14 protein-coding genes are annotated in these 23,730 nt (G+C 52.7%); 7 read left to right on the top strand and 7 right to left on the bottom strand.

Annotated features, from left to right (window positions below; genetic code table 11):
* Positions 1 to 72 precede the first annotated feature (72 nt).
* Complete coding sequence (locus tag SH528x_RS33225) at positions 73 to 2,142, top strand: multiheme c-type cytochrome (protein ID WP_442507713.1); 2,070 nt, start codon at positions 73 to 75, stop codon at positions 2,140 to 2,142.
* Positions 2,143 to 2,269: 127 nt separating this feature from the next.
* Here the strand turns inward: SH528x_RS33225 and SH528x_RS33220 are convergent, their stop codons facing one another.
* The 3 genes from SH528x_RS33220 to SH528x_RS33210 all read right to left on the bottom strand — a co-directional run bounded on the left by SH528x_RS33220 (position 2,270) and on the right by SH528x_RS33210 (position 7,141).
* Positions 2,270 to 3,775 carry an MBL fold metallo-hydrolase gene (locus tag SH528x_RS33220; RefSeq protein WP_442507712.1) on the bottom strand — a complete coding sequence of 502 codons (1,506 nt, stop codon included), beginning with the start codon at positions 3,773 to 3,775 and terminating at the stop codon, positions 2,270 to 2,272.
* Between the two features lie 247 nt (positions 3,776 to 4,022).
* Positions 4,023 to 6,554, bottom strand: a complete 2,532-nt coding sequence (locus SH528x_RS33215) for an FG-GAP-like repeat-containing protein (RefSeq protein ID WP_442507711.1) — start codon at positions 6,552 to 6,554, stop codon at positions 4,023 to 4,025.
* Positions 6,554 to 7,141 carry a hypothetical protein gene (locus tag SH528x_RS33210; protein WP_442507710.1) on the bottom strand — a complete coding sequence of 196 codons (588 nt, stop codon included), beginning with the start codon at positions 7,139 to 7,141 and terminating at the stop codon, positions 6,554 to 6,556. The genes SH528x_RS33215 and SH528x_RS33210 overlap by 1 nt, the downstream gene beginning before the upstream one ends.
* 565 nt (positions 7,142 to 7,706) lie before the next feature.
* Here SH528x_RS33210 and SH528x_RS33205 point away from each other — a divergent pair.
* From SH528x_RS33205 to SH528x_RS33190, 4 genes are all read left to right on the top strand, one after another.
* Entirely contained in the window at positions 7,707 to 8,858 is a 1,152-nt protein-coding gene (locus tag SH528x_RS33205) for a DUF1559 family PulG-like putative transporter (RefSeq protein ID WP_442507709.1), read from the top strand.
* A 139-nt stretch (positions 8,859 to 8,997) separates the two neighbouring features.
* Positions 8,998 to 9,216 (top strand): hypothetical protein, encoded by a 219-nt coding sequence (locus SH528x_RS33200; protein WP_442507708.1) that lies wholly within the window; start codon positions 8,998 to 9,000, stop codon positions 9,214 to 9,216.
* Positions 9,217 to 9,359: 143 nt separating this feature from the next.
* Positions 9,360 to 12,461: an FG-GAP-like repeat-containing protein gene (locus tag SH528x_RS33195; protein ID WP_442507707.1), complete on the top strand. Its 3,102-nt coding sequence runs from the start codon at positions 9,360 to 9,362 to the stop codon at positions 12,459 to 12,461.
* A gap of 395 nt (positions 12,462 to 12,856) precedes the next feature.
* Positions 12,857 to 15,958, top strand: coding sequence for an FG-GAP-like repeat-containing protein (locus SH528x_RS33190; protein ID WP_442507706.1), 3,102 nt, complete (start codon positions 12,857 to 12,859; stop codon positions 15,956 to 15,958).
* Positions 15,959 to 16,031: 73 nt separating this feature from the next.
* Here the strand turns inward: SH528x_RS33190 and SH528x_RS33185 are convergent, their stop codons facing one another.
* Together SH528x_RS33185 and SH528x_RS33180 are read right to left on the bottom strand one after the other, a co-directional pair.
* Entirely contained in the window at positions 16,032 to 17,840 is a 1,809-nt protein-coding gene (locus SH528x_RS33185; protein WP_442507705.1) for a CRTAC1 family protein, read from the bottom strand.
* Between the two features lie 31 nt (positions 17,841 to 17,871).
* On the bottom strand, positions 17,872 to 19,194 hold the full coding sequence (locus tag SH528x_RS33180; protein ID WP_442507704.1) for a hypothetical protein: 1,323 nt from the start codon (positions 19,192 to 19,194) through the stop codon (positions 17,872 to 17,874).
* Positions 19,195 to 19,395: 201 nt separating this feature from the next.
* Between SH528x_RS33180 and SH528x_RS33175 the strand changes: the two genes are divergently transcribed.
* A complete protein-coding gene (locus SH528x_RS33175; protein WP_442507703.1) occupies positions 19,396 to 19,572 on the top strand; it encodes a hypothetical protein in 177 nt (58 codons plus the stop codon).
* A 634-nt stretch (positions 19,573 to 20,206) separates the two neighbouring features.
* Positions 20,207 to 21,316, top strand: coding sequence for a DUF1559 family PulG-like putative transporter (locus SH528x_RS33170; RefSeq protein WP_442507702.1), 1,110 nt, complete (start codon positions 20,207 to 20,209; stop codon positions 21,314 to 21,316).
* Between the two features lie 194 nt (positions 21,317 to 21,510).
* On the opposite strand, the gene SH528x_RS33165 is transcribed toward SH528x_RS33170, so the two are convergent.
* Together SH528x_RS33165 and SH528x_RS33160 are read right to left on the bottom strand one after the other, a co-directional pair.
* The gene (locus tag SH528x_RS33165; protein ID WP_442507701.1) at positions 21,511 to 22,029 is read right to left on the bottom strand and encodes a DUF1844 domain-containing protein; all 519 of its coding nucleotides are present in this window, start codon (positions 22,027 to 22,029) and stop codon (positions 21,511 to 21,513) included.
* A gap of 50 nt (positions 22,030 to 22,079) precedes the next feature.
* Complete coding sequence (locus SH528x_RS33160) at positions 22,080 to 23,720, bottom strand: CTP synthase (RefSeq protein WP_442507700.1); 1,641 nt, start codon at positions 23,718 to 23,720, stop codon at positions 22,080 to 22,082.
* Between the last annotated feature and the right edge of the window lie 10 nt (positions 23,721 to 23,730).

Raw genomic sequence — 23,730 nt, 5'->3', positions numbered from 1 at the left:
TGGCTCCCGACTTCAAAGTAATGCGATCCGTCCGTTCCCTTCGATTCGTCCGCTTTCTTTGCAGCGGTTCCCATGAGGGCACTGAGTTTGGTTTGCTCAATCCACGGTAAAGCGATGTTGGTCGGTCCCGCCCTCTATTGGTTTCTCGCATTCGCGATTATCGGCGTCGGCTTGGCTTGTGCAGTCTGGATTTACAAGCGTGATCGCGTTCTCTCTGGCTTGAGTTTCGCAGTGTCGACCGGGCTGGGGCTACTCATGGCAATGATTTGGCCAGTGCAGCCACAGCGGTTAGCCAATGATGAGACAAATCCGAGCGTTAAGCAGAACGAAAGCAATCCCCCAGCAACGCAATCGGCTCCGTCTGAGGCAATCATCAAGCTGGCGTCATTGGCGAGGTTTCATCCGTCCGAAACAAGCTCAGAGGGCTATATCGGCTCTGGGTCTTGCAGCGAATGTCACAACCTACAGCATGATAGTTGGCACCATTCCTATCACCGAACGATGACCCAGTTGGCCACTCCGGACGCCGTGATCGGCAAGTTTGACGGCCAAGTCGTTGAGGCCAGAGGTCGCACTTATCGGCTTTGGAAAAAGGACGGTCTCTGTTGGGTGGAAATGAACGACCCGGACTTTCCGCCGACTCCAGAAACGCGAGCGGCCGTCCCGATCGTGATGACGACCGGATCACATCACATGCAAGTCTATTGGTATCCAACGGTGGGGCGAACGTTGTCGCAATTGCCGATCGTTTATCTCAACGAAACGGAACAATGGATTTCAAGGACGGCGGCATTCTTAAAACCACCTGATTCGCCAATCTCCTCCGAATTTGGTCGTTGGAATTCAGGCTGCAGCGAATGTCACAGCACAAACCGTCGCGAACGAAAGTTGGAGGAAGGTTACTGGGACACCGAAGTGGCCGAATTTGGGATTTCGTGCGAAGCCTGTCACGGGCCCGCAGAGAAGCATGTAGCGTTTCGCCGCGAAACGGACCCTAGCGTAAAAATCGATCCCATTCTCAATCCCGCCGACTTGACACACATTCAGTCGACTCAAGTTTGCGGTCAATGTCATTCGGTTCATTCCAATCACGAGACCGATCGTAATCTCAACGTCGATGGTCATGGATTTCGGCCAGGAGACGACTATGCCGACACACATCATTTGTGGACAAGGGATAGCGACGCGCTAAAAAAATTCTTGGACAGTATGAATTTTTCGAGCGGAAATGCGGAAGCGAAGCGACGCGTGTATTGGGACGACGGAATGGTGCGAGTTTCGGGCCGCGAATACAATGGATTGGCTGAATCTGCGTGTTATCTGAAAGGTGAAATGAGTTGCCTGTCGTGCCACGCAATGCACCAAACGTCGAGCGATGCGCGTCAGCCGAGTGAATGGGCCAACGACCAGCTCTCAGCCGCGTCCTACTCGGATCATGCATGTACTCAGTGTCATGAGGCTGCTGATTACGCTGCACAGCACACTCATCATTTGGCTGATTCATCGGGTTCACGATGTTACAACTGCCGCATGCCCCACACGACATACGGATTGATGAAAGCGATTCGTAGTCACACGATCACCAGCCCAGACGTGGCCGGGGATCGTGATGCCGGACGTCCCAACGCCTGCAATTTATGCCACCTGGATCAAACGCTTAAATGGGCTGATCAGAATATGGTTGCCTGGTACAAGAGCGAACCGGCGCAACTATCCGAAGAGGAACGTAGCGTTGCAGCGTCGATACTGTGGGCCCTCAAAGGTGATGCAGGACTGCGTGCCTTGACAGCTTGGCACATGGGGTGGTCGGAAGCCCAACTCGCATCGGATTCCGACTGGATGGGACCGTATCTGACCAATTTGTTAGTTGACCCGTACGACAGCATTCGCTTCATTGCGCGGCGGTCCATTCGGTCGTTGGGCGAGTTCAAGGACGAGCCGATCGACGCATCGCAAGCGTCAACTGATTTGAATGTTACCGCGCAACGGTTGCAACAACGATGGCCGCGGCGTTCAGAGGACGATCTCCAGTCGCCAGATCGCTCATCGCGATTACTGCTGGAATCCGACGGACCTGATATGAAAAGGATTGACGATCTTTTGCGGCAACGCGACCAACGCCCCGTTTCGTTACTGGAATGAAGGGAATTGGAATCGACTCGACATGCCGGCGATCCAGTCGCTGTTGGTGGAAACGATCAACTCCAAATATCGCCGTTATTGATTGTTGTGCACTCTGGTCTTTTTCGTGCTGTGAGCGACGGGCGTGTCACTGGGCGGGGCTGGTCGTTGTCGATGGAGAGTCAGGTGTTGCCTGCAAAGTGATATCGCGATTGGCTTCGATGATATTGGACCACTCGTTGTCGTAGAGGTTGGCGTTTTGGCCCGTCAGCGGCAGCGTTGGGAGCCAAACGTCGGGCGTAATCTCGCTGAGCTTTTCTAGCGAATTGAGGTAGTCGGCGGCCTGTGTTGGTGATGCGGTTAGCTCTCGTTTCAACTCAAGCGTTTGTGGTTGTATAAAGCTTCGCTTCACCCTGCCGTTTTTTCGCGTCACCCACCATAGTCCGATATTGCGTGGCACCGATGGAGTGACAAGCACTTGTTTTTTGTCAACAGAAAAAGTGAACGCAAGTGCAGGCTCTCCTAAGTGAGAAATTGATAACGTATCGATCGCTACGTCGGCAATCTGTTTCGAGTCTTCCTTGTAGAGATGGACTTTCGTTGAGGATGAGTCGACTGACGTCACTGGTAGCTGCGGAGTCACTACTTGCGATAGACCCGCGAGTGGTTTGAGGCCGCTGGAATGCGTTTCTGCGTTCGACGTTAGTAGGACCTTGTCAGGGACACGGTACTCGAGCTGCAGGGCTTTGCATTGCGCTTTTAGAAAGTCGGCGAAGCTATCGCCCCCAGGTGCGTTGAACACCACGAATTGATCGGAGCGTTGCAGGACGTAGATTGCGATGCCGTCGAGTTCTCCAAAATAGTAAAGTCCCGTCGCAATTTGTTTGGGAATTCCATCGAGGAAATCGGGGCCGTCACTTTTTTGACGGTCAACAGCGATCTGCAGTTCCTGTTTCGCTGGATCGAGAAGTTCTTTCCATTTTTTTGTATCGATTCGAATCGATTCCGACCTCGTTTGTTGTCGCGGGTGCCCGGTTAGCAGCAGGTCGGGCGGTTCCATCTGCAGCAGACGATTGATGGTCTCTAAATAGGCAACTGCATTGCCACGATATCGCGGTGAGATATGGACAGGGTACGTGGCTGGGCCGAAATTCAGCGATGCAATCACGTCACCGGCAAACAAGATCCGTTGGCCCTCTTTTTCGACGAGATAACACATGCTTCCCGGAGTGTGTCCAGGGCAACCGATCACGCGTACGGTAACGTCGCCTGATTCAATTACGTCGCCGTCGCGGAGTTGCCGATCCACTCGTATCGGATCGCCCGAGAACTCCGTTTTTGGGAAGAGTGAGAACAGGGCGAATCGATCGGCCGAACTCAGGACTTTGTAGTCCTCTGCCCCTGCGCAGACGACGGCGTCGGAAACTTCGCGAACTTTGTTAGTGCCGAAGACATGGTCGTAATGAGCATGGGTGAGCAAAACATAGCGAACATCCTCGAGTCGCAATTTCACGGAAAAGAAAAGCTCACGTAACCGAGTCGCGCTTTCATCCAATCCTGTGTCAATCAGGATGACTCCTTCACTGGATTCAATTGCAAACGCAGCGCTGGGGTGCAAATCGCCAAACGCGTGCACGCCGGGAGCTACTGTCATTGTCCGCGACCCAAGCCAGGTCGACGGATAGTCGATGGGCTTTATTGCATCAGGTGTTGACTGAATTTCCGTTCGTAGCCGTTGTCTCTGAAGCCGTTTGGCAAGATCCGCATCCTCTTGAGACCCGCATCCGCAAACGACGAAAACAAAAAGCAAGGCTGTCAGCAATACGCTCACATGATGCTTTGCGTCTTGTGCGCTTAGCGTGTCTCGAGTTGGTGTTTTCGTTTTCAGCAAAGCTGCGGCATCACTTGTCGTTTTCGGATTTTTCATTGATGGTGATTTGCTGGTTCGTTTCGATTGGTCCTTCGACAATTTGCTGTGTGCCGGATGGCCAAGTGACTTCAATTTTGTCGATGCTGTTCGAATCGCCAAGTCCGAAGTACATCGGCATGCGACTTTGGGACAAGTAGCCTGATTTGCCGTCATGCACCGACAGCAGTTTGCGGTCGCCAAACGTGACTTCTACCATCGCTCCGGTTCCGTCTCGGTTGGACACATTGCCGACGAGGCGGACCTTCAGGAAATGCAGTTGGTGTTGATCGCTAAGGTTGCTTTTTAGCACCATTGGCGTTCCTCCAAAGTCGTTGGTGACTATGTCCAGATCGCCATCGTCATCCAGGTCAAAGATAACACTGCTGCGAGTTCCGGCAGCACCCCACACGAGAACTTTCCCACCCAGTCCTTGGCAATGTTTGTTATCACTGTCCGCTCCACTGCAATCGAGTTCCATCCAAGGTTGAGCAGTTCCTTGGTTGCGAGGTTCGACACCGAGGGCAAACTCGCTATCGACAAAGTTTTGCCCACGATGGTTAAGCAGCACCGAGTTGATTCCATAGCGATAAGGAAAGCTCATGCTGGCGGCGATAAAGACGTCCTCGAAACCGTCTGCGTTTAAGTCGCCAACGCTGATGCCCCATGGCCAGTAATTTTCAGCACCGATGTCATCCGAGATTTCTTCGAATTGGTTCGCGTCCTTTTTACGATAGAAGGCATTACCCAGGATATGGTTTCCATCGGTGGCCAGCATTTTGATCGGCAAGTTCCGCCGCATCTTGTTCTTTTCTTCATCGGGATTCAAGTCATGTACCATGTCGGTGTGCATGTCGGTCACGTACAGGTCGAGTTGGCCATCACGATCGTAGTCAAACACCTTGATTCCCATGGTGCCCCAGGCTGTTCGGGGAAATAGCTCGCGACTCTTTTTGACAAATCGTTTGCCTTGTTCGTTTTCGTAGTATTCGTCGTGGCCTTGCATGTTTAGTAAATAGATATCGGGCCAACCGTCGTTGTTTGCATCTATCGCCGAGGCGTCGCCGGTCCAGCTAACGTCATTGAAACCAAGTTGTTCGTTGACGTTTTCGAAGCGTCCGTCACCTAGGTTGTGAAACAAAATGTTTGCTTCGGCCCGATCCTCATGCAAATGGCCGGTGAACGCCGCAGGATACGCGAGATAGTATCCCCCAGGACCTCGTTCTTCCGTTGTGTACTTGCCCACGTTTGTTAGCAGCAGGTCGAGCAATCCGTCACGGTCATAGTCAAAAAACACGCTGCCCGAGGAGTGTCCGACATGGTCGACCCCAGCCGCTTCTGAGATGTCTTCGAAATGGCCTTGGCCGTCGCCCCGAAATAATTTGTTAGGAGCACGCACGCGAGTCAGGTACAGGTCCGCGTTACCGTCGTTGTCAATGTCGGCAAACGATGCGCCCACTGAAACTTCATCGGATATCCCGACTCCTGCGGACTCGGTGATATTCTCGAACTTGCCTTCGCCTTGATTTCGCCAAAGTTCATTGCTTCCGAATTGGCTGACGAAATAGATGTCCAGGCGCCCGTCGTTGTCGACGTCGGCCACTACAATTCCGCTGCCGTGGTCGTAGTGTGCTGCTTTGAAAAGTCGCTTCACATCTTCGACAACTTCGTCCTTGAATTGGATCCCACTCTCTTTCAACTCGTCGCTGAATTGAAAATTGCTTGTGATGTCCAAGGCAGCGACATCTGCTTTTTGTTGTTTGGCGCGTTGGCTAAGCCACGCGGGTGCGCGGACGTCGTCTGGAACGGCAATTTCGTTCACTCGATCCTTCCACTCTGGGTTGCGTGCATCGAGTAGCGTGTGAATATCCTTTTTTAGTTTGACGTTGGCTTCGGGGGATATTCCAGAGTAGTAGCCGCGTATTTGGGCATTGCCATCAACAAGGACAAACATTTGACTATGTGCGATGAGGGTGTTTGCATCGCGAGGTGATGTGACCGGAAGCTTAAATCCGTCCTTGCTTAAATCCCATAGGTCGCCACGATCGCCAGTCAAGAAATGCCAATGTTTGAAATCAGCACGAGCTTTTTTGCCGTACTGCATCAACACGTGCGGCGTGTCAAACTCAGGGTCGACCGTAAACGAGACGAGTTCAGTGACGCCCCACGAGTTGTCGTTTTTTAGCTTCTGCTGTAATTCTGTGAATGCTGCGGTTTGGGCGGGACAGGTCATTCCACAGCGAGTGAAGATAAACGTGGCGACCCAAATCTTGCCATCGAGTTGGCTGCGGCTAAATTCCTTGCCTGATTGATCTGTCAGTGTGAACGGCGGCACAGAGCCAAGGACTTTTAGTTCCGGTTGTGTGTCATTTGCTGCAGTGTCGTCATCGTGTTGGCTGGTCGGCGACTTTGCATCGTCATCACGCGGAGCTGGTTCCGTTGATTGGCGACAGCCCGCAATCTGCGTTGTCAGAAGTGTCATCGCCAGCGTCGTTAACGCGTGTCGCACAGCAAAGTTGTTTTTCATTACAGAGTCGGTGGTAGAGGAGTGGTCGAAAGAGATTGCATGGTGCGTTCGAATTCATTATCCGTTTGCACAATCATTGTTCCCAAAAGATCAGGATGGTCGTAGCCGCACATCTGGCTGCTCAATAGATCGTAGGTCCCCGTCTCTCGCGGGGCGATGAAATCAACTTCAAATACTAAGTCCGGAGCCGCAATCTCGTAGACTTCGACACGGGGAATTTCAACGGTGTAGACAAAGTCATGGCTGTTTAGTCGTAGGTGAACTTGAGAACCCGCAGGAAGGTAGAGGTGCTTCTTTCCAAATCGATCGTCGTTCGTTCCGCTGACGCGGTCATCTCCAGGATACCGAAAGTAAAGTCGATAGTCGTTGGCGAAAACCTCTACAGTGATTTGTTCGTGAGGCTTCGTAGCGATACTCAGGTTTTCAGTGTTGGCTCGATCGTGTCTGAGGTAGTCAAGTGTCACGAGCGCGGATACAAGCGTAAGAGCCGTAAGGGCGACCAAGGCAACTCGGTTGATTCCGGAGAGAGAAGCTACTTGGTGCTCTTCGCTGAGGATTGCTTTGTCAGGGCTGAAGCTTTTTTGCATGTACTTAATCTTGTACGACGCGACCGCACATGTCTGTGAGCGTGATCTCGGATCACGCTTGTCCGCAGATGGGCTTAGTTGCATTGATAGGCTCTGGTGCTCAATTCTATTGATTCGCCAGCAGGGGATAAATAGATGCAACGAAGTGAGAAAACACAATCTAAGTTGCACATAACTCAATTCGAGTTGCGTAATTCCGGAATGTGTCTTTCTGGGACACGTAACCCCTGTGTCTATTGAGAAATTTTCCCAATAGAGGGGCATCCGTAAAATGTCGCTTATTTGCCATGTCGACAGCGAAATATTGGGGTAAAAAGTATTGAAGCCGCGTCTCTTTGGCGGGAAGCGACAAAATATGCTTGTTTCTGTTTTAATTTTTTGTCACAATTAGGAGCTTGGTAAGCCGACTCATTTAGCCGTTAACGTAGTCTTGTGCGGTTTTAAGCCGCCCCAGTTACTCGCGTGCTCCTTGTCTTAATGAATGTCGAACTCACCCACATTTTTTCATTTGGCGTTGTGTTCCTAAATACTTGCCAACAGATTTACTTTCCATTCGGAGTCAACAATGAAGAGTCCCTTACGCAGTCGTTCGGGGTTTACCCTGGTCGAACTGTTGGTCGTAATCGCGATCATCGGAGTTTTAGTCGGCTTGTTATTGCCGGCGGTTCAAGCGGCTCGAGAAGCTGCTCGGCGTATGTCCTGCAGCAACAACGTGAAGCAACTTGGGCTTGGTATGCACAATTACCACGCCGCTTACAACATGTTGCCAATGCAGTCTGGAGGGACGCACGGCAAAGGCACTGGGCCCTCAAATCGCTTGATGTTGAGTTGGTTGGTTGGCGTTTTGCCGTTTGTCGAACAACAGGCACTGTGGGAACAGATCAGTAATCCCAACGGCACCTATCCTGCGATGGGTGGACAGACGGACGACACTAATTATTTGCCTTGGCGTACTCAGGTGCCTGCGTTCCGTTGTCCAAGTGACCCGACGCAACAGACCGCTGATTTTGCCTTTACGAACTATTACGCCTGTCAAGGCGATGCATACTTCGAGCAGCATCATGCTGGTATCAACGACGGTTCTTACATCGGAAGTGGCGATGGCACATGGGGAGAGGCCGCTGGCGAGCGTTGGGCACGTGGTGTCTTCCGAACACGTCACTTCACTCGTTTTCGAGATATTTTAGACGGAACTTCCAACACCATTGCAGCCGGCGAAATCGTGGTGGATTCGAACCGTCATGAAGTTATCGCAACGACGATGATGAATCGTGGTGGCAATGGATGTGCAGCTCCTGAGAGCTACAACATTCCCGCACATATTGATCCCACTCGTCCACAGTTCACACTGAACGCAGGTGGCAATCTATGGGAAGGTACAATGCGTAATTCGCGTGGACGTCGCTGGCAGGACGGACGCTCGATGTATGGTAACTTCCACACCATTCGACCACCGAACAGCTATGGCGTGGGTCGTGGTTGGTACGACAACTTTGGCTTTAGTACCGCAGCAAGTCGTCATCAAGGCGGATGCCACATATTGATGGCGGATGGTGCGGTCGCGTTTATTACTTCATCGATCGACTCAGGTGATCAAAACCGAACGGCGCCTGGTTGTGTCGGAGGCGGTAATGATGCAGGTATGGAAAGTCCCTATGGAGTTTGGGGCGCCCTTGGTACCAAGGACTCGAAGGAAACGGCAGCAGTGCTTCCTTAATTTCCATTTGAGGCGACCAGATATGTTTAGAAACGGACTTGACATTGTGTCAGGTCCGTTTCTTTTTGATTGTGGGCTGTGCTATTATGCGGAAGCTTACAGACAACACTTTTTTAATACTTTTTTGGAGATAGCTCTAATGACACGTTCATGGTTTCAGATTCTTGGTTTTGTAACAGTACTTGGTTTCTCTGTCGGTTGTGGAGAGAGTGGCAATACGGTTGCGCCACCGTCGGCGAGTTCCGTTGCACCGTCTGTGGCTAAGGAAATTGAAGAGAAAGAAAAGAAGGCCGCCATGGGTTACGACGGTTCCGTTCAGCAAGTACCCGGCGAAGAAGCGTTGCACCAAGGCGACTGAATGCTGCGAGTGGGATATGCAACGGAGTGCGATACAGTTTGATGCGACCGGCTTGTCGCTCGACATAGCACGCAGTCCGTCGCAAGTTTGCGCCGGACAGGCGTGTTCTTTGTCGACCGCTGCCATTTCTTTTTAGAAACCTGATGTCTCTATCGTTACAAGACTTCGATGCTGGTGAACGGCGATGTGTGGGATGGGTTTCGGTTGTCGCCCTCTGGTCTGTCTTTCTGGTCGGTTGTGGGACTTCCGAACCGGTTTCGAAAGCCGATCTTTCATCAAAACGGTTGGAAACAAAAGCCAAGGCGAACGAGGATTCGAGGTCGTCGACTTCGAGTGAAAACGAATCTTCGAGTGAGAACGAAACGAACGCCACGCCTGCCACTTCAGATCGCGAGACGGTGTTTCGTCGCTCTGGTGAATTGATTCGTAGCGGTGATTTGGCAACCGCTTCGGGATTGCTCAAATCCGCAATTTTGTCGGATCCCAGTGACGCGGAGGCGATTTTTCGTTATGCAAATCTCGAGGCTCGACAGGGTAACCTGGACGAGGCCATTGCGTTGCTCGATTCGATTCCGACGGACCATCCGGACGCGGGTTTGCCCGCTTTGGGACAGACCGCGGATTGGTGTATGCAGCTTGAGCGGTACCAAGAAGCTGAGCGGCGCTATCGTGAACTGATTGAGCGAGTTCCCAGTGCTGCGATCGCGCGGCGGCAGTTAGCGCAATTGCTCAATCGCGAGGGACGACGACACGAAGCTGCCGAGCAGATTCGCGAGCTCTGTCGACTCGGTGATGTCCGTGAAGACGAACTGCATGCACTGCTGTCGCTGACTGATGCGATCTTTGATGATCCTGCTAATTCCGAAGGATCGTCGTTGTCGCACCAGCCGATGTATCCCATTGGACCCGCTGCCTATGCACGTGCTGCCTACGCGGAGCGAAAGTATCTCGAGGCAGCCAAATTGATGCAGGACCTAGTAAGCCAACAGACAGTACCGCCCGCGATCAATGCATTTTATGGTCGAGTCTTGGCGGAGTCGCAAGATGAAGCGAACTTTCGGCGTTGGCTAGCGACTGCAGACGAGTCAACCAAGCAGTACGCTGAGTATTGGGCTGGCTTGGGAATATACCTTGTCGAGAATCAACGCTTTAATGAAGCCGTTCGTGCGCTTGGTGAGGCGGTTCGTCGTGATTCTACCGATATCCGGTCGTTTTTGCGAATGAACCAAGCGTTGGTTGCCTTGGGGAAAGACGAGGCAGCTAAACAATGGTTTGATCGGTACGTCACGACACGTGACGTCACATTGGCAAGCAATCGCATCGGGGCTCAGGCGGAACCCGACCTCAATGCGTTTCCCGAAGTGATTGAGGGGCTCGAAAAATTGGGGCGTCCGCTTGAGGCGACACTATGGCGGCTCGTGCAGGCCTTCTATTTGCAAGCACCCAAGGCAGAAGTCACGGCACTGCACGCACGTCGGATTGCATTGGCATCATCGGAGGACGCATTTGCATCGGAATCCGAGCGATTGTGTGGACTTGATTTAGATCTGTACCCACTGCCGGACGTCAAGTCGGTTCAAACGTTAGAAGCTGCGTCGCCGATTCGCACGGCGCTGAAATTGGAATCATTATCGCAGGCTCGTTTTGAGGATGTCGCCGCGAAGATTTCGTTAGAGCATCGTTATATGGTGGCAAGTCGTGAGCAGAATCGCCAGTTTTCAATTTATCAATCGGTCGGGGGAGGAGTTGCGGCGCTCGATTTTGATCTCGATGGTGCGGTGGATCTTTATTTTGCCCAAGGTGGTTGTGATCCGCCCCTGTTTTCAGGGCAGCAATCAAACATTTTGTATCGTTCCGTGGATGGCCACTTAGTGGACGCAACGACTGATTCCGGGGCATCCGAATTGAGGTATACGATTGGAGTGACGTCGGGCGATTGGAATCAGGATGGATTCCCCGATCTGCTCGTTGCAAACCTCGGACGCAATGTATTGTTTATTAATAACGGAGACGGCACTTTCAGCTCGCAGCCCTCCGACTCGCTCGATGATTCGACGCTGATGAGCACATCGTTGGCAATGGCGGATGTCACGGGTGATGCCTTACCGGATATCGTTGAGCTTAATTATTTGCACGATTCAACGATTGCGAAAAAGCCACAGATAAATGATCGAGGCGAAGTGAGTATCGTTGCCCCGCTTGATTTTAAGCCTGCAATGGATCGCGTTTTAGTTAACGACGGGATGGGAGGACGCAAGGTGGTGCCAGTTAGCACATCGGATAACGCCAAGGCAACGGGGCTCGGAGTGGTTGTTTCTGATTTCGACGGAGTCGTGGGAAACGAAATTTTTGTTGGTAACGATGTCCGCCCCGATCAATTGTGGAAGCAGAATTCGGGGGTTCAGGGCCAAGCCGGATGGGTTGATGTTGCGTCGATTTCCGGCAGCGCTTTGGGAAGCAGCGGCACTCCCACAGCATCGATGGGAATCGCAGCGGGCGATTTCGATAGCTCAGGCGGATTGGACTTGTACATTACGAACTTTGAAAACGAGCCGGCCATTTTGTTGCTGAATCGTGGTGGCGTTTTCCAGGACCGCAGTATCCAATTCGGCTTATCGCTGGATAGTATTCCTGTGCTTGGATTCGGTTGCCAATCCATTGATTACAGCAATGATGGGTATCTCGATCTGGTGGTCACCAACGGACACGTTGAAAATACGGGGCTTGCCAACAGTTTCTATGAGCAACCCGCACAACTTTTTGCCAATCTTGGGTCCAAGTTTACTTTGATGCAGGTCGAGGATCCGTCTGGCTATTTTTCGGCGAACCACGTGGGACGCGGTTTAGCAACACTCGACTTTAATCGTGACGGCAAGTTGGATTTTGTAGTAACCCATATCGGGTCACCTACGGCTCTGTTGTTAAATCAGACCGAGACAAATAGCCATTGGCTAAAACTTCGGTTGGTCGGAACCGTCTCGGAACGAGACGCGATCGGTGGGAAAGTAACCGTGCGAACCAAGGATCATCAATGGGCGCAATGGGTCATTGCTGGTGATGGCTACCTTTCTCATAACGAAGAGTTAGTTGCATTTGGACTCGGGGGCGAGTCGCAAATCGACGAAATCGTCGTCGAGTGGCCGAGCGGCAAGGAGCAAGTGTTTCGAGATGTGGCGACCGACGAATGTTATTTGTTAGTGGAGGGGACGACGGAATTGTTCCGTCTGGACTATTCCGATCGCTAATAATTTTCTCACGTCTCACCATTTTTCGTCGATTTGGTTGTTCGTTTGAAATGTTCTCGCAACTCACTCATTGTCGACACTCGCTCTGGAATCAAGAATGGAATGTCGCTGCCAAGAGGTGTTGCCAAGAGGTGTTGCCAAGAGGTGTTGCCAAGAGGTGTTGCCAAGAGGTGTTGCCAAGAGGTGTTGCCAGGCGGTGGCGACGGGTATATGAGCAGTAACTAACATAGTGCAGTTTTGGGTATGGGCACCGGTAAAACAACAGACGATGTCACCGTGAATTGCCCCTCCGAAGCAAGAGAGTCTTTCGTGGCGATTGGCACCGGAGTCGACTGTCTGTTGGTCGAAGGATCAGGCGAGGCCTTTTTATTGGGTGAACATCGATGAGAAACGTAATGGCTTCAATTTACTTTAGGATGCGCTCGGTTGGTCTCGTGACCGGAAATCTCGACTCCTGCGCTCCGTGGCGTCGAGCGGGGCTGCTGCTGGTGCTGCTGATGGCAGCAGCGAATGCCGGGTGTGGCGACCGTGACGCGGGGGTGTCACCTGAGGAGTTGCTTCGTCGGCGACAACTAAAGCAGAGTGTCGCTTCATCAAAAACAAAAACAATCGACGAGAGACTTGCGGCAACTCAGAAGTTTCTTGAAGAGCGGAATCAGGTCGCAGCCCAGGCCGAACTTCGCCCGCTGATGATCTCGCATCGCGATCATCCCCAAGTCCTATTGCTGGCCGCCAAGTGCGAGGCGGCGGCTGGTCACAAGCTTGCCGCGGCAAATCTTGCCGACGAAATCGATGAGAATGATGTCGAGGTCTATCGCGAAGCCGCTTGGATGTCTTCTGGTTGGTTGGCCGATTTGCAGCAATATGATCGAGCAATACAGCGTCTCGAAGTTTTGTTGCTGATCGATCCGCAAGCTTCGCGGGTTCACCGGCGAATCGTGATACTGCTGAATAAACAGGGGCGGCAATATGAAGCGGCGGCTCATCGCAAGGCATTGTTGCGTATGGGCGAGGTTAGCGAAATAGACTTGTATGCGATTGCCAATCAAAGTCGGCTCGTTGTTGATGCGTCACAAGGCGAGGCTGCCAGCGACGTCAACTGGGCCAATGATCCTCTTGCGGAAGCAAAATTAACGTATGCGGATCGTGATGTTCAAACCGCGGTCGTGTCGATGGAACGTTTGGTCGAGATGATGCCGGAATCAACAGCGGTGGCTGCGTTCGCTGCACGTGTTTACTCTGAATCACTGGAAGATAAAAGGTTAGTCAATCTACTTGAGCGAGTTCCCTCAGGAATCGAGCGTGAACCCGAATATTGGTATGCGGTCGGAATGTGGATGCAACGCCAAGGTCGACACCGCGAAGCGGTACGATGCCTGGGTGAGGCGATAGCTCGCGATGAGACGAATCAGAACGCATTGTCGGCTCTGTCACGGTCATTGACGCTGCTGGGAGAGACCGAGGCAGCAAAATGCACAAGCGAGCGTTATCAGCATTTGAGCGAGACCTTGAGAATTGCCTCCGCGATTGCGGCTCGACCAGGGACTCAGCGGGAACTGTTACGAATGTCAGAGCTTCTCGATGCTCTTGGCCGGATCGACGAAGCAATTGCGTGGCGCATCGTCTCAGGGAAGCGGTATGGAGCGAGTGACAGCCAGCTGCAAGTTCTTTCGGCGAAATTAGCTTCGCTTGCAACCGATCCCCATTCGGATGTGGAAGCCTTCAAGTTGGCATGTGGGATTGATTTGGACGATTGGCCCCTGCCCTCTTTGAAAGAATTGGCGAACACGCAAACCAGCAGTATCGGACCCGAATCCGTCTCCGGCCAAACTGAGAATGGTGCCAAAATTCAGCTCGTTGATGTGGCTCCGAAGGCGAAATTAAACTTTCAGTACGACAATGGTGATGATCCATCGGACGATTCCAATCTGCTGCATCAGATGACAGGAGGCGGTATTGGAGTGATCGACTTTGATTTGGATGGTTGGCCCGATTTGTATATGACACAAGGGGGCGGTGAGGCGTTTGACGCGATGGGGTCGAAGCCAAATTCATTGTTTCGCAATCAAGACGGCAAGCAATTCGAAGAGTGCGGTGAGGAATCACAAACCGGAGACGCGGGGTATGGTCAGGGTGTTGCCGTCGCCGATATCAACCAAGACGGATTTCCCGATTTGCTCGTCGCCAACATCGGCCGAAATGTATTTTTCCGAAACAACGGTGACGGAACCTTTGCCAGAAGCGAATTGCCACATTCCAATCCGCAAGGTGATTGGACAAGTTCGATTGCATGCGGCGATCTGAGTGGGGATCATTTGCCTGAGATTGTTGAGGTGAACTATGTGGACGACCCCTCGGCAATGGAAATTTACTGTTCCCCGATGCGTGACATTTGTAACCCCAGTGTATTTAAACCTGCACTCGATCGTGTTTGGCAAGTGGATGCTGACGGCAAAATGTCGTCTTGGAGCGGATGTAAAGATATGGACTCCAAACCCAACTACGGATTCGCTGCGGTAGTTGCCAATCTTGATGCTGTTCCTGGTAACGAATTGTTTATCGCCAATGACACCGGGATGAATCATTTTTGGGTTCAACCGCGGTCGGCCGAGGGCGAACCGAAACATATTTCGACAGCGGAGGATGTTCAACTTGGGGAGACACCTCAGGCAAACCGTACGTTGGTCGAATTGGCTTCGGTTTTCGGTTGTGCTGCGGGGATGCAGGGCGAACGCCAAGGATGCATGGGGATCGCGAGCGGTGATTTTGACCGCAATGGTCGGCTTGATTTGCATGTAACGAACTTCTGGAATCAAGCGTCGGATCTGTATTTGCAGCAGTCCAGCGGTCTGTTTGTTAACGCAAGTTCCAGCCACGGGCTTTATGCCGAGACCCGTATGACGGTCGCGTGGGGAACGCAAGCAATTGATTTCGATCGTGATGGTTGGCTCGATCTTGCGGTGCTAAATGGTCATCTCGCCGATCATCGCCATCGGGGTGAACCGTATCAGATGAAACCGCAGTTGTTTCGCGGCAAGCAAGATGGCTTTCAACTTGTCGAACACGCATTTAACAGGAACGATTTTTGGTCCAAGCCGACGCTGGGGCGTACGATGGCGATTGTGGATTGGAATCGAGACATGAAGCCCGATCTCGTTGCTAATCACCTCGATGCTCCGGTCGCTCTGCTCGAGAATCAAACAATAGCGAATTCATCGATTCAGTTTGAATTGCAGGGAACGACTAGCGAACGTGATGCCATCGGAGCGGTCATTTACATTCAGTGTGGCCAGCAGAGGTGGACCAGTTGGGTTGTCGGAGGTGATGGCTTTCTATGCAGCAACGAGGCGGTCGTTGACTTTGGTGTCGGAAATGCCTCGCAAGTGGACACTGTCCAAGTCGAATGGCCGTCCGGCGAAACGCAGTCGTTCAGTGGGCTGAAGGTCGATCATCGGTATCTGATTGTTGAAGGCGAATCGGATGCGTTTCAGCGTTGATGTGGCCCGTGCAGCGAGCAGCTTGCTTCTTGGTTAGCGTCGCGAACTGTCTGGCGTTTTTGAAGTTTGGACGCTATTGCCAGGCCGGTTCTTCGATCGTGATTGCTTGGTTGGGTTGGATGTTTTGCAAACGTTGAACGTGGCCGCTGGGCCAGTGAACTTCGATATCGCATGGGCCATCAAACTCGCTCAGGCCAAAAACAAGCTTAGGCTCATGAGTAGAAAGATAGCTGCCGCCACCTACCAATTCTTGCACGTGCTGGACTTCACCAGCGGTCACCTTGACGCGGCAGCCGATTCCTTGGCGGGGTGATTCGTGGCCAACGAATTCAACTTTTAGCCAATGCCCTCTCTGTGAATCGTTTCTCAGTAGTGCCGAAGGGGCATTTTGGTGGACGACGGCGATGTCCAGGTCTCCGTCGCCATCGTAGTCGAGGGTGGCGACGCCTCGTCCAATGTACTTTCCGGCAAAGAAGTCGCCGACGTTCTCGCTTGTTTCGAACCATCGCGTGCCGTTGTACTGAAAAAACTGTGGTCGCATTTTAAGGATTGGGTTGTCAGCGTAGTTTTCGACATGCCCATTGGTCACAAACAGATCTTGCCACCCATCCCCGTCAAAATCTTGCATCACCGTGCCGAATGCTAGGGATTGTAAGGTCGGCGTGTGCAGTCCCACGCGTCCGGTGATGTCTTGGAATCCTGCAGCACCAAGGTTGCGGTACAATGTGTTGGATTCTTCGTAGTAGTGAGTCGAATAAATATCGAGAAAACCGTTGCGATCAAAATCGGCGATCGCCAATCCCATGCTGGCCTGCAGCAGTCCTTCGTAGTTGGATGCACATCCGAGTAGTAATCCGCGTTCATCAAAATGCCCATCGCCTCGGTTGTCGAATAGGAAATTGGCGGTGGTGTCGTTGGCGACGTAGATATCTGGGTCGCCATCGGCGTTAAAGTCTGCGACTGCGACCCCGAGTGATTTGCCACCCGGCGCCACCAATCCGCGATCCTTTGCGGACTCGGCAAAGCTGCCATCGCCCTGATTGATAAAGCAGGCGTTCGGCCAGGGCGGGATTTCACGAGGATGGCAGATTCGATTTTCCCCCTTTGAGTTGCGGCAATTCAGCGGGTGTTTTGGATCGTAGGTCACGTAGTTGCAAACATACAAATCGAGCAAGCCGTCGTGGTTGAGGTCAGCAAATGCGGCGGAAGTACTCCAGCGATTGCCGTCGCCAGTCTTGCTGCTTTGCGTGACATTTCGGAAAGTGCCATCGCCTTGGTTGGCAAGCAGCGTGTTTGTGCCGACGCAGGTTAAGTAGACATCGTCAAATCCGTCGGCGTTGTAGTCGCCGATCGTGACACCTTGTCCGTAGCCGTATTGGCCAAGGTGTGCGGCGTCGGCGACGTCGCGAAAGCTATCGTTGGAGTCGCTAGAGCTAAATGTATTGTGAAACAGCGAAGCCGTTGGCTGTGATGAACTGATCTCCGCAGTTGCGTCGCCTCCTTGGCTGAACAGCAGGTCGGGGTGGCCGTCTCGGTCAAAGTCCAACACCCCCACGCCGCCGCCAACCGCCTCGACCATCAACGATTCTCCCGCTTCGCCATTTTGGTAAACAAAATTTAGGCCCAGAGACTTTGCGACATCGGTGAAGTGGATGCGGTTTGGCAGAGAAGCAGTCGTTGACTCAAGAGACTCTTTTGTTTTCAGATCGCCTTCGGCCGGTTTCAGTTCTTCGCCGAAAAGCTTGCTGTTGGCAGTAGGGCGATCCGCCGCGGCGGTGTTGGAGTGGTACGGTTTTTCGAGGGGGATGTCGGTGTGTTCGTTCTTGCATCCGAGTGTGGCGATCGTCGCAGCAAGCAGCAGCAGAAGAGATGGGCGAATCAATCGAGTGGCCTCGACAAAAAGGTGAAAAGGATTACTCGGCATTGGGGGTGGTAGCCGTCGCCGAATTTCGGATTTGGTCCATCCGGATTGCCAATTGGTTCGCCACCGTGTCGTCGCCCATCGTAACAGCGTAGCGGTGAAGTTGCTCGAGCACGTTCATCGGTACGGTTTCGATGTTGGAAAGTCCAAGGATTGATTTTCGGAGCTGGGTTCCGATTGAAGCTGTTTTTAACGCGATTTCCGCGTCGTCCGTTCGGTTTTGTAGTCGTAGCACCTCAGCAAGTTGAGTTTGGCTTTTCCAATCATAGGGATCTTTGGCGATCGCTTGGCGGAACGCCTCTTCCGCGGCGGCGAATTCATCGCGCATCCGGTGTAGCCAGCCCTTGTAGCGAAAAAAGCGTGCGTCATTAGCGGCACTTGCAGGGACTTGAGATAGCAGTTGGGTGACACGCTCGATGTCTCCGCGATCGGAGTATGTGTTCAGCAAGATCGCAAGCAGTTCTAGGTTCTCAGGGTATTTCTCGAGTGCAGCGAGTAGCGTGGCTTCCTGTTGGGCTAGTTCTGCACGCCGCTGGTTCGTGTCGACAAGGGCGTCCGAGGACTCGCCTAGGCCAACGGCGCGTGCATCGTTAATTAACATCGCGACTTCGAATCGCTCGTTGTTCTTGCCACTTTGCAGCCAGCGTGCATTGGTGTCTTTGCCGTTGCTGAACACAATCGAATCAAGGCTGATCAGGTAGATGTATGTCGCGGGCGAATCGCTGCCGTTTTCGATCGCTTCACGTGCTTGCGTGAATGCTTTGGCTCGCTGGGCGGTGATCCCATAATGGCGAAGCAGTTCACGTTGTGCTTCAATCGATTGCGGATTGATCCGGGTCGCTTGTTCGAGTGTCGCTTCACCGATCACGGGTCGGTTGAGCGGGCCAAGATGTAGCAGTGCTTGCTGCACCTTAGCGTGAGTCGCTGCGGGGGCGGTTGCAGGTATGCGGGAATAGAGTGTTGCGGCTTGCTCGAATGATCCGCGGTGCTGTGCCGCTTCCGCTGCGTACAGGATTGCCATTGACGATTCGGGGTCTCGGTCCAGCCAAAGATTGGTCACGGCAGCAACTTGGTCCCAATCTTGAGTTTCGCGTGCCGAGTGAGCCAGCGTGGCAAACTGGAATAGCTGAAACTGGCGGACGAGTAGCGTGGCGAGGACAGCGAAGAAGATGATTGCCAACAAGGCGGCGATCTTCCAGCGATGGCGTTTTGGCTTCGCGGTCGCGGATGTAGCGTCCTCGTCGTTGCCTTTACGCTTGGGATTCTGTACGCCAGCATCGGTCGCAATCCTGTTTCTGCGTTGATTGCGAGCCATGGGGTTGGTTTCCTGCGAAAGCGGTCGAGGGGACACCCAGTATTACGAATGAGAACGAGGCTGGTTCAGCTGGTAAAATATCACAGCTGTTTTGCGCAAACGCTCATTGCTGGCGTTGTTTTGTGCGCAAATAATTTCAATAGGATCTGCTGTTGATCCTTTCATTATTCTCTTGTCTCCATTCCTTAGGTGTCGAAATTGATGAAGAAACGAACCTTTTTGTTGCCGATTGGCGTGATGCTATTTTCGATGTTTGTGGTCGGGTGTAGCCAAGATGCACCTAATATGACCACGGCCCCGCCACCGCCGCCCACCCCCGAGCAGCTGAAGGCGCAGGCAGAACATTATGCCACTCCGTCCGCACAAGATCGGCGTTAGTTGTCGTTCGCAATCGCATGGCACTCGATCTCTTTCTAGCACAATTGATCCACGAGGTGCTGTCGATTGCTACACGTGGTTGACGTTCGTTTGGATTCTTAGTGTTAGCTTTGCAGCTTCGCCTTTGGAGCTTTGGTTGCGGCCCAGATTGTCGTGGCTGTAGCCCAAGGCGATGCGGGCGTTGGGGCGTTTCTTCTTAACGGTTGTCGTCTCTGGATTTTGTCATCTCTAGCTTCCTTGTCATCGCTATTCGGTGATGCGTTTCGGTCCGCCCATGCTGCGTATCGAAATGTTCCTAGCCTCATCTTGCGTCGAAGAATCGGAGTGTCGCGTCCATCCCGATTTGATAGCAGAACTGTGATGGTAAAATGTATCAGTGTTTATGCGTTAAAACTCATTTTTTTCGGGTGTTGCCAACGCTATAATTAGGGCCTACTCACGACACGACCACTCTGGCGTGGTGTTTTTAAGTTTTTATGTCGGCATTGTCAGTTTGAGACATCTTCGCCGTTCCGGCTATCCTGTGACAATATATGTTAGTTTTGTGCGTTTCTGAGAGACGTTCAGTGTGGTCGTGTGTCGTCAGGCGGCTTCCTGTTTTTTCCCTACTTCTGCATTTCTATCGAGGGTTCCTATGAGAATGAATGTGAAACGCCAAGGATTTACCTTGGTTGAATTGCTCGTCGTCATCGCAATTATTGGCGTTTTGGTTGGGTTATTGCTCCCAGCAGTGCAGGCGGCTCGTGAAGCCGCTCGCCGGATGCAGTGCAGCAACAACGTCAAGCAGATTGGCTTGGGGCTGCATAACTATCATGCTGCCTACAATCAGTTGCCCAAGCAGGGTGGTGGATCGACTCCGCCCGGGGCTCAGTCGAATGTAAACTTCCTTAGCTTTTTAGTTGGGATTTTGCCGTTCATTGAGCAGCAGTCACTGTGGGAGCAAGTCAGTAATCCATATAAGACTTATCCAGCGATGGGACCTGAAACTTGGAACACGGGCTACGATCCTTGGCGTACGACCGTCGGTAGCTATCGCTGTCCAAGCGACCCCTATGTTCCTACTGCGGGATCCTTTGGTAGCAACAATTATGCAGCGTGTATCGGGGATGGAATTCAGTGGACCGATCGTGGGGGCGTAGATGATGCTAACACCTCGGTGAATGCGGCTGCGGATATGCACCTGCGGGGGATGTTTAAAACACGCCGAAAAACTGGCTTCCGCGATACGCTAGACGGATTGTCCAACACGATCATGGCAGGTGAAATTGTTTGTGACGCTGGCCGCCGCGAGATCATCGCTCAACCGGTGTACATCGACAACGGCGATAACCATTTCAACCCCACGCACCCGAAGTGTACAACCAATGCGATTGATCCGGCTCGTCCTCAGTTCTATGTCGCGTCGGCTGAACTGCAGTACAGCAAGGGAGATGAATGGAAAAAGGGGCATCGTTGGATGTGCGGGCTGCCGATGTACACCGCGGTCAACACCGTTCGGCCTCCCAATAAGGAGAGTTGTCAGTCGCATAACACTGATGGTCGCGAAGGGACCTACACCGTCACAAGTCGTCACCAAGGTGGCGCACATGTGTTAATGGGGGACGGAGCAGTCAAATTTATTACGGACTCCATTGAATCGGGCGATCAAACGGCGGGGATCACGGTGGCTGGAATGGCAAGTCCCTATGGGTTGTGGGGAGCGTTGGGAACCGCCGAAGGCAAGGAAGCGCAGACACTCGAGTAAACGTTATCGCTGCTAGTTAAAGCAAAAAGCGGATCGGCTCTAACGAGTCGGTCCGCTTTTTTTTAATGCTCACTCAGTAGGAAGTTCGGACTAAGAGGGTATCCGAAAAGGGGTCTGACCCTCTCCGGCGAGGCAAAAAACTCAACAATAAGGACTCGCTCTTCCAAAGGGTCAGACCCCTTTTCGGATACTCTCTAAGACGATGCCTTGGTGTTGACGTACATCATGCGAAGCGCATGCAAGGCTTCGGAGAGCATTTTGGACTCGTCGTCGCTGAGGTTGCCTTTGGTCTTTTCGCTAAGCATGTCGATCGTGTCGATGTAATGCTTTGCAAATGGCTTGTTGACCTTCGCCTCGCCGCTGGCGGGATCAGGGATCTGCCCCAGAGTCGCCATCGCTTGAGTGAATAGCATCGAGATCAGGACTTCGAACGAAGCCGGCGGCGGTGAATGCATCGACATATCTTCGTCTGCATTTTCCGCTTTGGCGCTGACAGGAGCCTTCTGCTCTGCCGTCACCGTTTTCTCGTCGGCATCCTGTGCAGGAGTAGGTTCGGTATCGGTGGTCTCTGACTCGGCGGTCACTGGCTCGGCCGCAGCTTTAGCGCTGGCGGCTTCTTTTTCTTTGGCGACCTGCTCTTTCCAATCACTGTCGACAATGATTTTCGGTTCTTCGGAGTTCGTTTCGTCGTTGCTGTTGTTGGGGTCGCTCATGAGATTGCCTTTGAAATCGGTGACGTTGTGGGCGTTGATTCCAGGGGAAACTATTGTTGGTTAGCGCTGGTTGGCTCTTTGTCTTCGCGTCGCAGACGTCGGTCGACGGCGGCTTGGACAAATCCCGCGAACAACGGGTGTGCCTTCAGCGGTTTGCTCTTGAATTCGGGGTGGTACTGAACCGCAACGAACCAAGGGTGGTTGGGAAGTTCGACCACTTCGACGAGTCCGCCATCGGGGCTTGTTCCCGCAAAACGCATTCCGCTCGCTTCAAACTGCTGGCGAAATTGATTGTTGAATTCGTAGCGATGGCGATGGCGTTCGTTGATTTCTTCGCTTTCGTAGGCCTTGCCCGCGATGCTGTGTCGGTCCAATTTGGTGGGTTGGCTGCCAAGTCGCATCGTGCCGCCCATCTGTGTGACGTTTTGTTGTTCGTCGAGCAGGCAGATGACCGGGTACGGTGTGTCTTTGTCGAATTCGCTTGAGTGAGCGGCATCAAGTCCGACCACATTGCGGCCGTATTCGATCACAGCGCACTGCATCCCCAGGCAGATACCAAAGAACGGAATTCCACGTTCGCGTGCGAATTGGATCGCTTGGACTTTGCCTTCGACACCGCGTTCGCCGAATCCGCCGGGAACCAGAATGCCGTGATATCCGCTTAGCAATCGTTCGGCGCCCTCGCGTTCAATGTCGGCGCTTTGGATTCGCCCCACACGGATTTGGGCGTGGTTATGGATACCCGCGTGATCGATCGCTTCATAGATCGATTTGTAGGCATCTTTGTGCTCAGCATATTTGCCGACCACTGCGATCGAGACTTCGTGATGAGGATTGCGAAGTCGGTGTAGCAGGTCGGTCCATGGCGAGATGTCGAGAGTCGATGCCGGCAGTCCCAATTTCTTGACGACCAATTCATCGAGTTTGTTTTCGACCAACGACAGCGGAACCTCGTAGATCGAAAAATCTTTGTCTTTCTCTTCGATCACCGCTTCGACAGGCACGTTGCAGAATAACGCAATTTTTTCGCGATCATCGCGACTGATCGAATGTTCGCAGCGACAAACCAGCACGTCCGGTTGGATCCCGATTTCACGCAGTTGGCCGACCGAGTGCTGGGTCGGTTTCGTTTTCAGTTCGTCCGCGGCCTTTAGGTACGGCACCAACGTCAGATGCATGTACAGACAGTTTTCGCGTCCCACGTCGAGCGAAAATTGACGGATCGCTTCGAGGAACGGCAGACTTTCGATATCCCCAACCGTGCCGCCGATCTCGGTGATGACCACATCGACATCGTCGCCACCCATCCGCTTGATCACGGATTTGATCTCGTTGGTGATGTGCGGGATGACCTGAACGGTTTTGCCTAAGAATTGGCCTTTGCGTTCTTTTTCGATGACCGACAGATAGATCTGACCAGTCGTGTAGTTGCAGTCGCGAGAAAGTCGGCCCGAGGTGAACCGCTCGTAATGCCCCAGGTCGAGGTCGGTTTCGCTACCGTCGTCGAGGACGTAGACCTCGCCATGCTGGTAGGGACTCATCGTCCCAGGGTCGACGTTAATGTAGGGATCCAGCTTTTGCATGCGGACCCGCAAACCCCGCTGCTCGAGCAGCATCCCCATCGAGGCGCTGGTTAAACCTTTGCCAAGCGAACTAACAACGCCACCGGTTACAAAAATGTGTTTCGTCATGGAACGAAAT

Source organism: Novipirellula methanifontis (assembly GCF_052161655.1).
GTDB lineage: Bacteria > Planctomycetota > Planctomycetia > Pirellulales > Pirellulaceae > Novipirellula.
Note: the sequence above shows the minus strand (reverse complement) of the source record. Positions and strands in the feature narration are given on the sequence as shown.

Excerpts from the sequence above, each read along its gene's own strand:
- SH528x_RS33225 (WP_442507713.1), top strand. The coding sequence starts at position 73 with ATGAGGGCACTGAGTTTGGTTTGCTCAATCCACGGTAAAGCGATGTTG.
- SH528x_RS33220 (WP_442507712.1), bottom strand. The coding sequence starts at position 3,775 with ATGACAGTAGCTCCCGGCGTGCACGCGTTTGGCGATTTGCACCCCAGC.
- SH528x_RS33215 (WP_442507711.1), bottom strand. The coding sequence starts at position 6,554 with ATGAAAAACAACTTTGCTGTGCGACACGCGTTAACGACGCTGGCGATG.
- SH528x_RS33210 (WP_442507710.1), bottom strand. The coding sequence starts at position 7,141 with ATGCAAAAAAGCTTCAGCCCTGACAAAGCAATCCTCAGCGAAGAGCAC.
- SH528x_RS33205 (WP_442507709.1), top strand. The coding sequence starts at position 7,707 with ATGAAGAGTCCCTTACGCAGTCGTTCGGGGTTTACCCTGGTCGAACTG.
- SH528x_RS33200 (WP_442507708.1), top strand. The coding sequence starts at position 8,998 with ATGACACGTTCATGGTTTCAGATTCTTGGTTTTGTAACAGTACTTGGT.
- SH528x_RS33195 (WP_442507707.1), top strand. The coding sequence starts at position 9,360 with ATGTCTCTATCGTTACAAGACTTCGATGCTGGTGAACGGCGATGTGTG.
- SH528x_RS33190 (WP_442507706.1), top strand. The coding sequence starts at position 12,857 with ATGGCTTCAATTTACTTTAGGATGCGCTCGGTTGGTCTCGTGACCGGA.
- SH528x_RS33180 (WP_442507704.1), bottom strand. The coding sequence starts at position 19,194 with ATGGCTCGCAATCAACGCAGAAACAGGATTGCGACCGATGCTGGCGTA.
- SH528x_RS33175 (WP_442507703.1), top strand. The coding sequence starts at position 19,396 with ATGAAGAAACGAACCTTTTTGTTGCCGATTGGCGTGATGCTATTTTCG.
- SH528x_RS33170 (WP_442507702.1), top strand. The coding sequence starts at position 20,207 with ATGAGAATGAATGTGAAACGCCAAGGATTTACCTTGGTTGAATTGCTC.
- SH528x_RS33165 (WP_442507701.1), bottom strand. The coding sequence starts at position 22,029 with ATGAGCGACCCCAACAACAGCAACGACGAAACGAACTCCGAAGAACCG.
- SH528x_RS33160 (WP_442507700.1), bottom strand. The coding sequence starts at position 23,720 with ATGACGAAACACATTTTTGTAACCGGTGGCGTTGTTAGTTCGCTTGGC.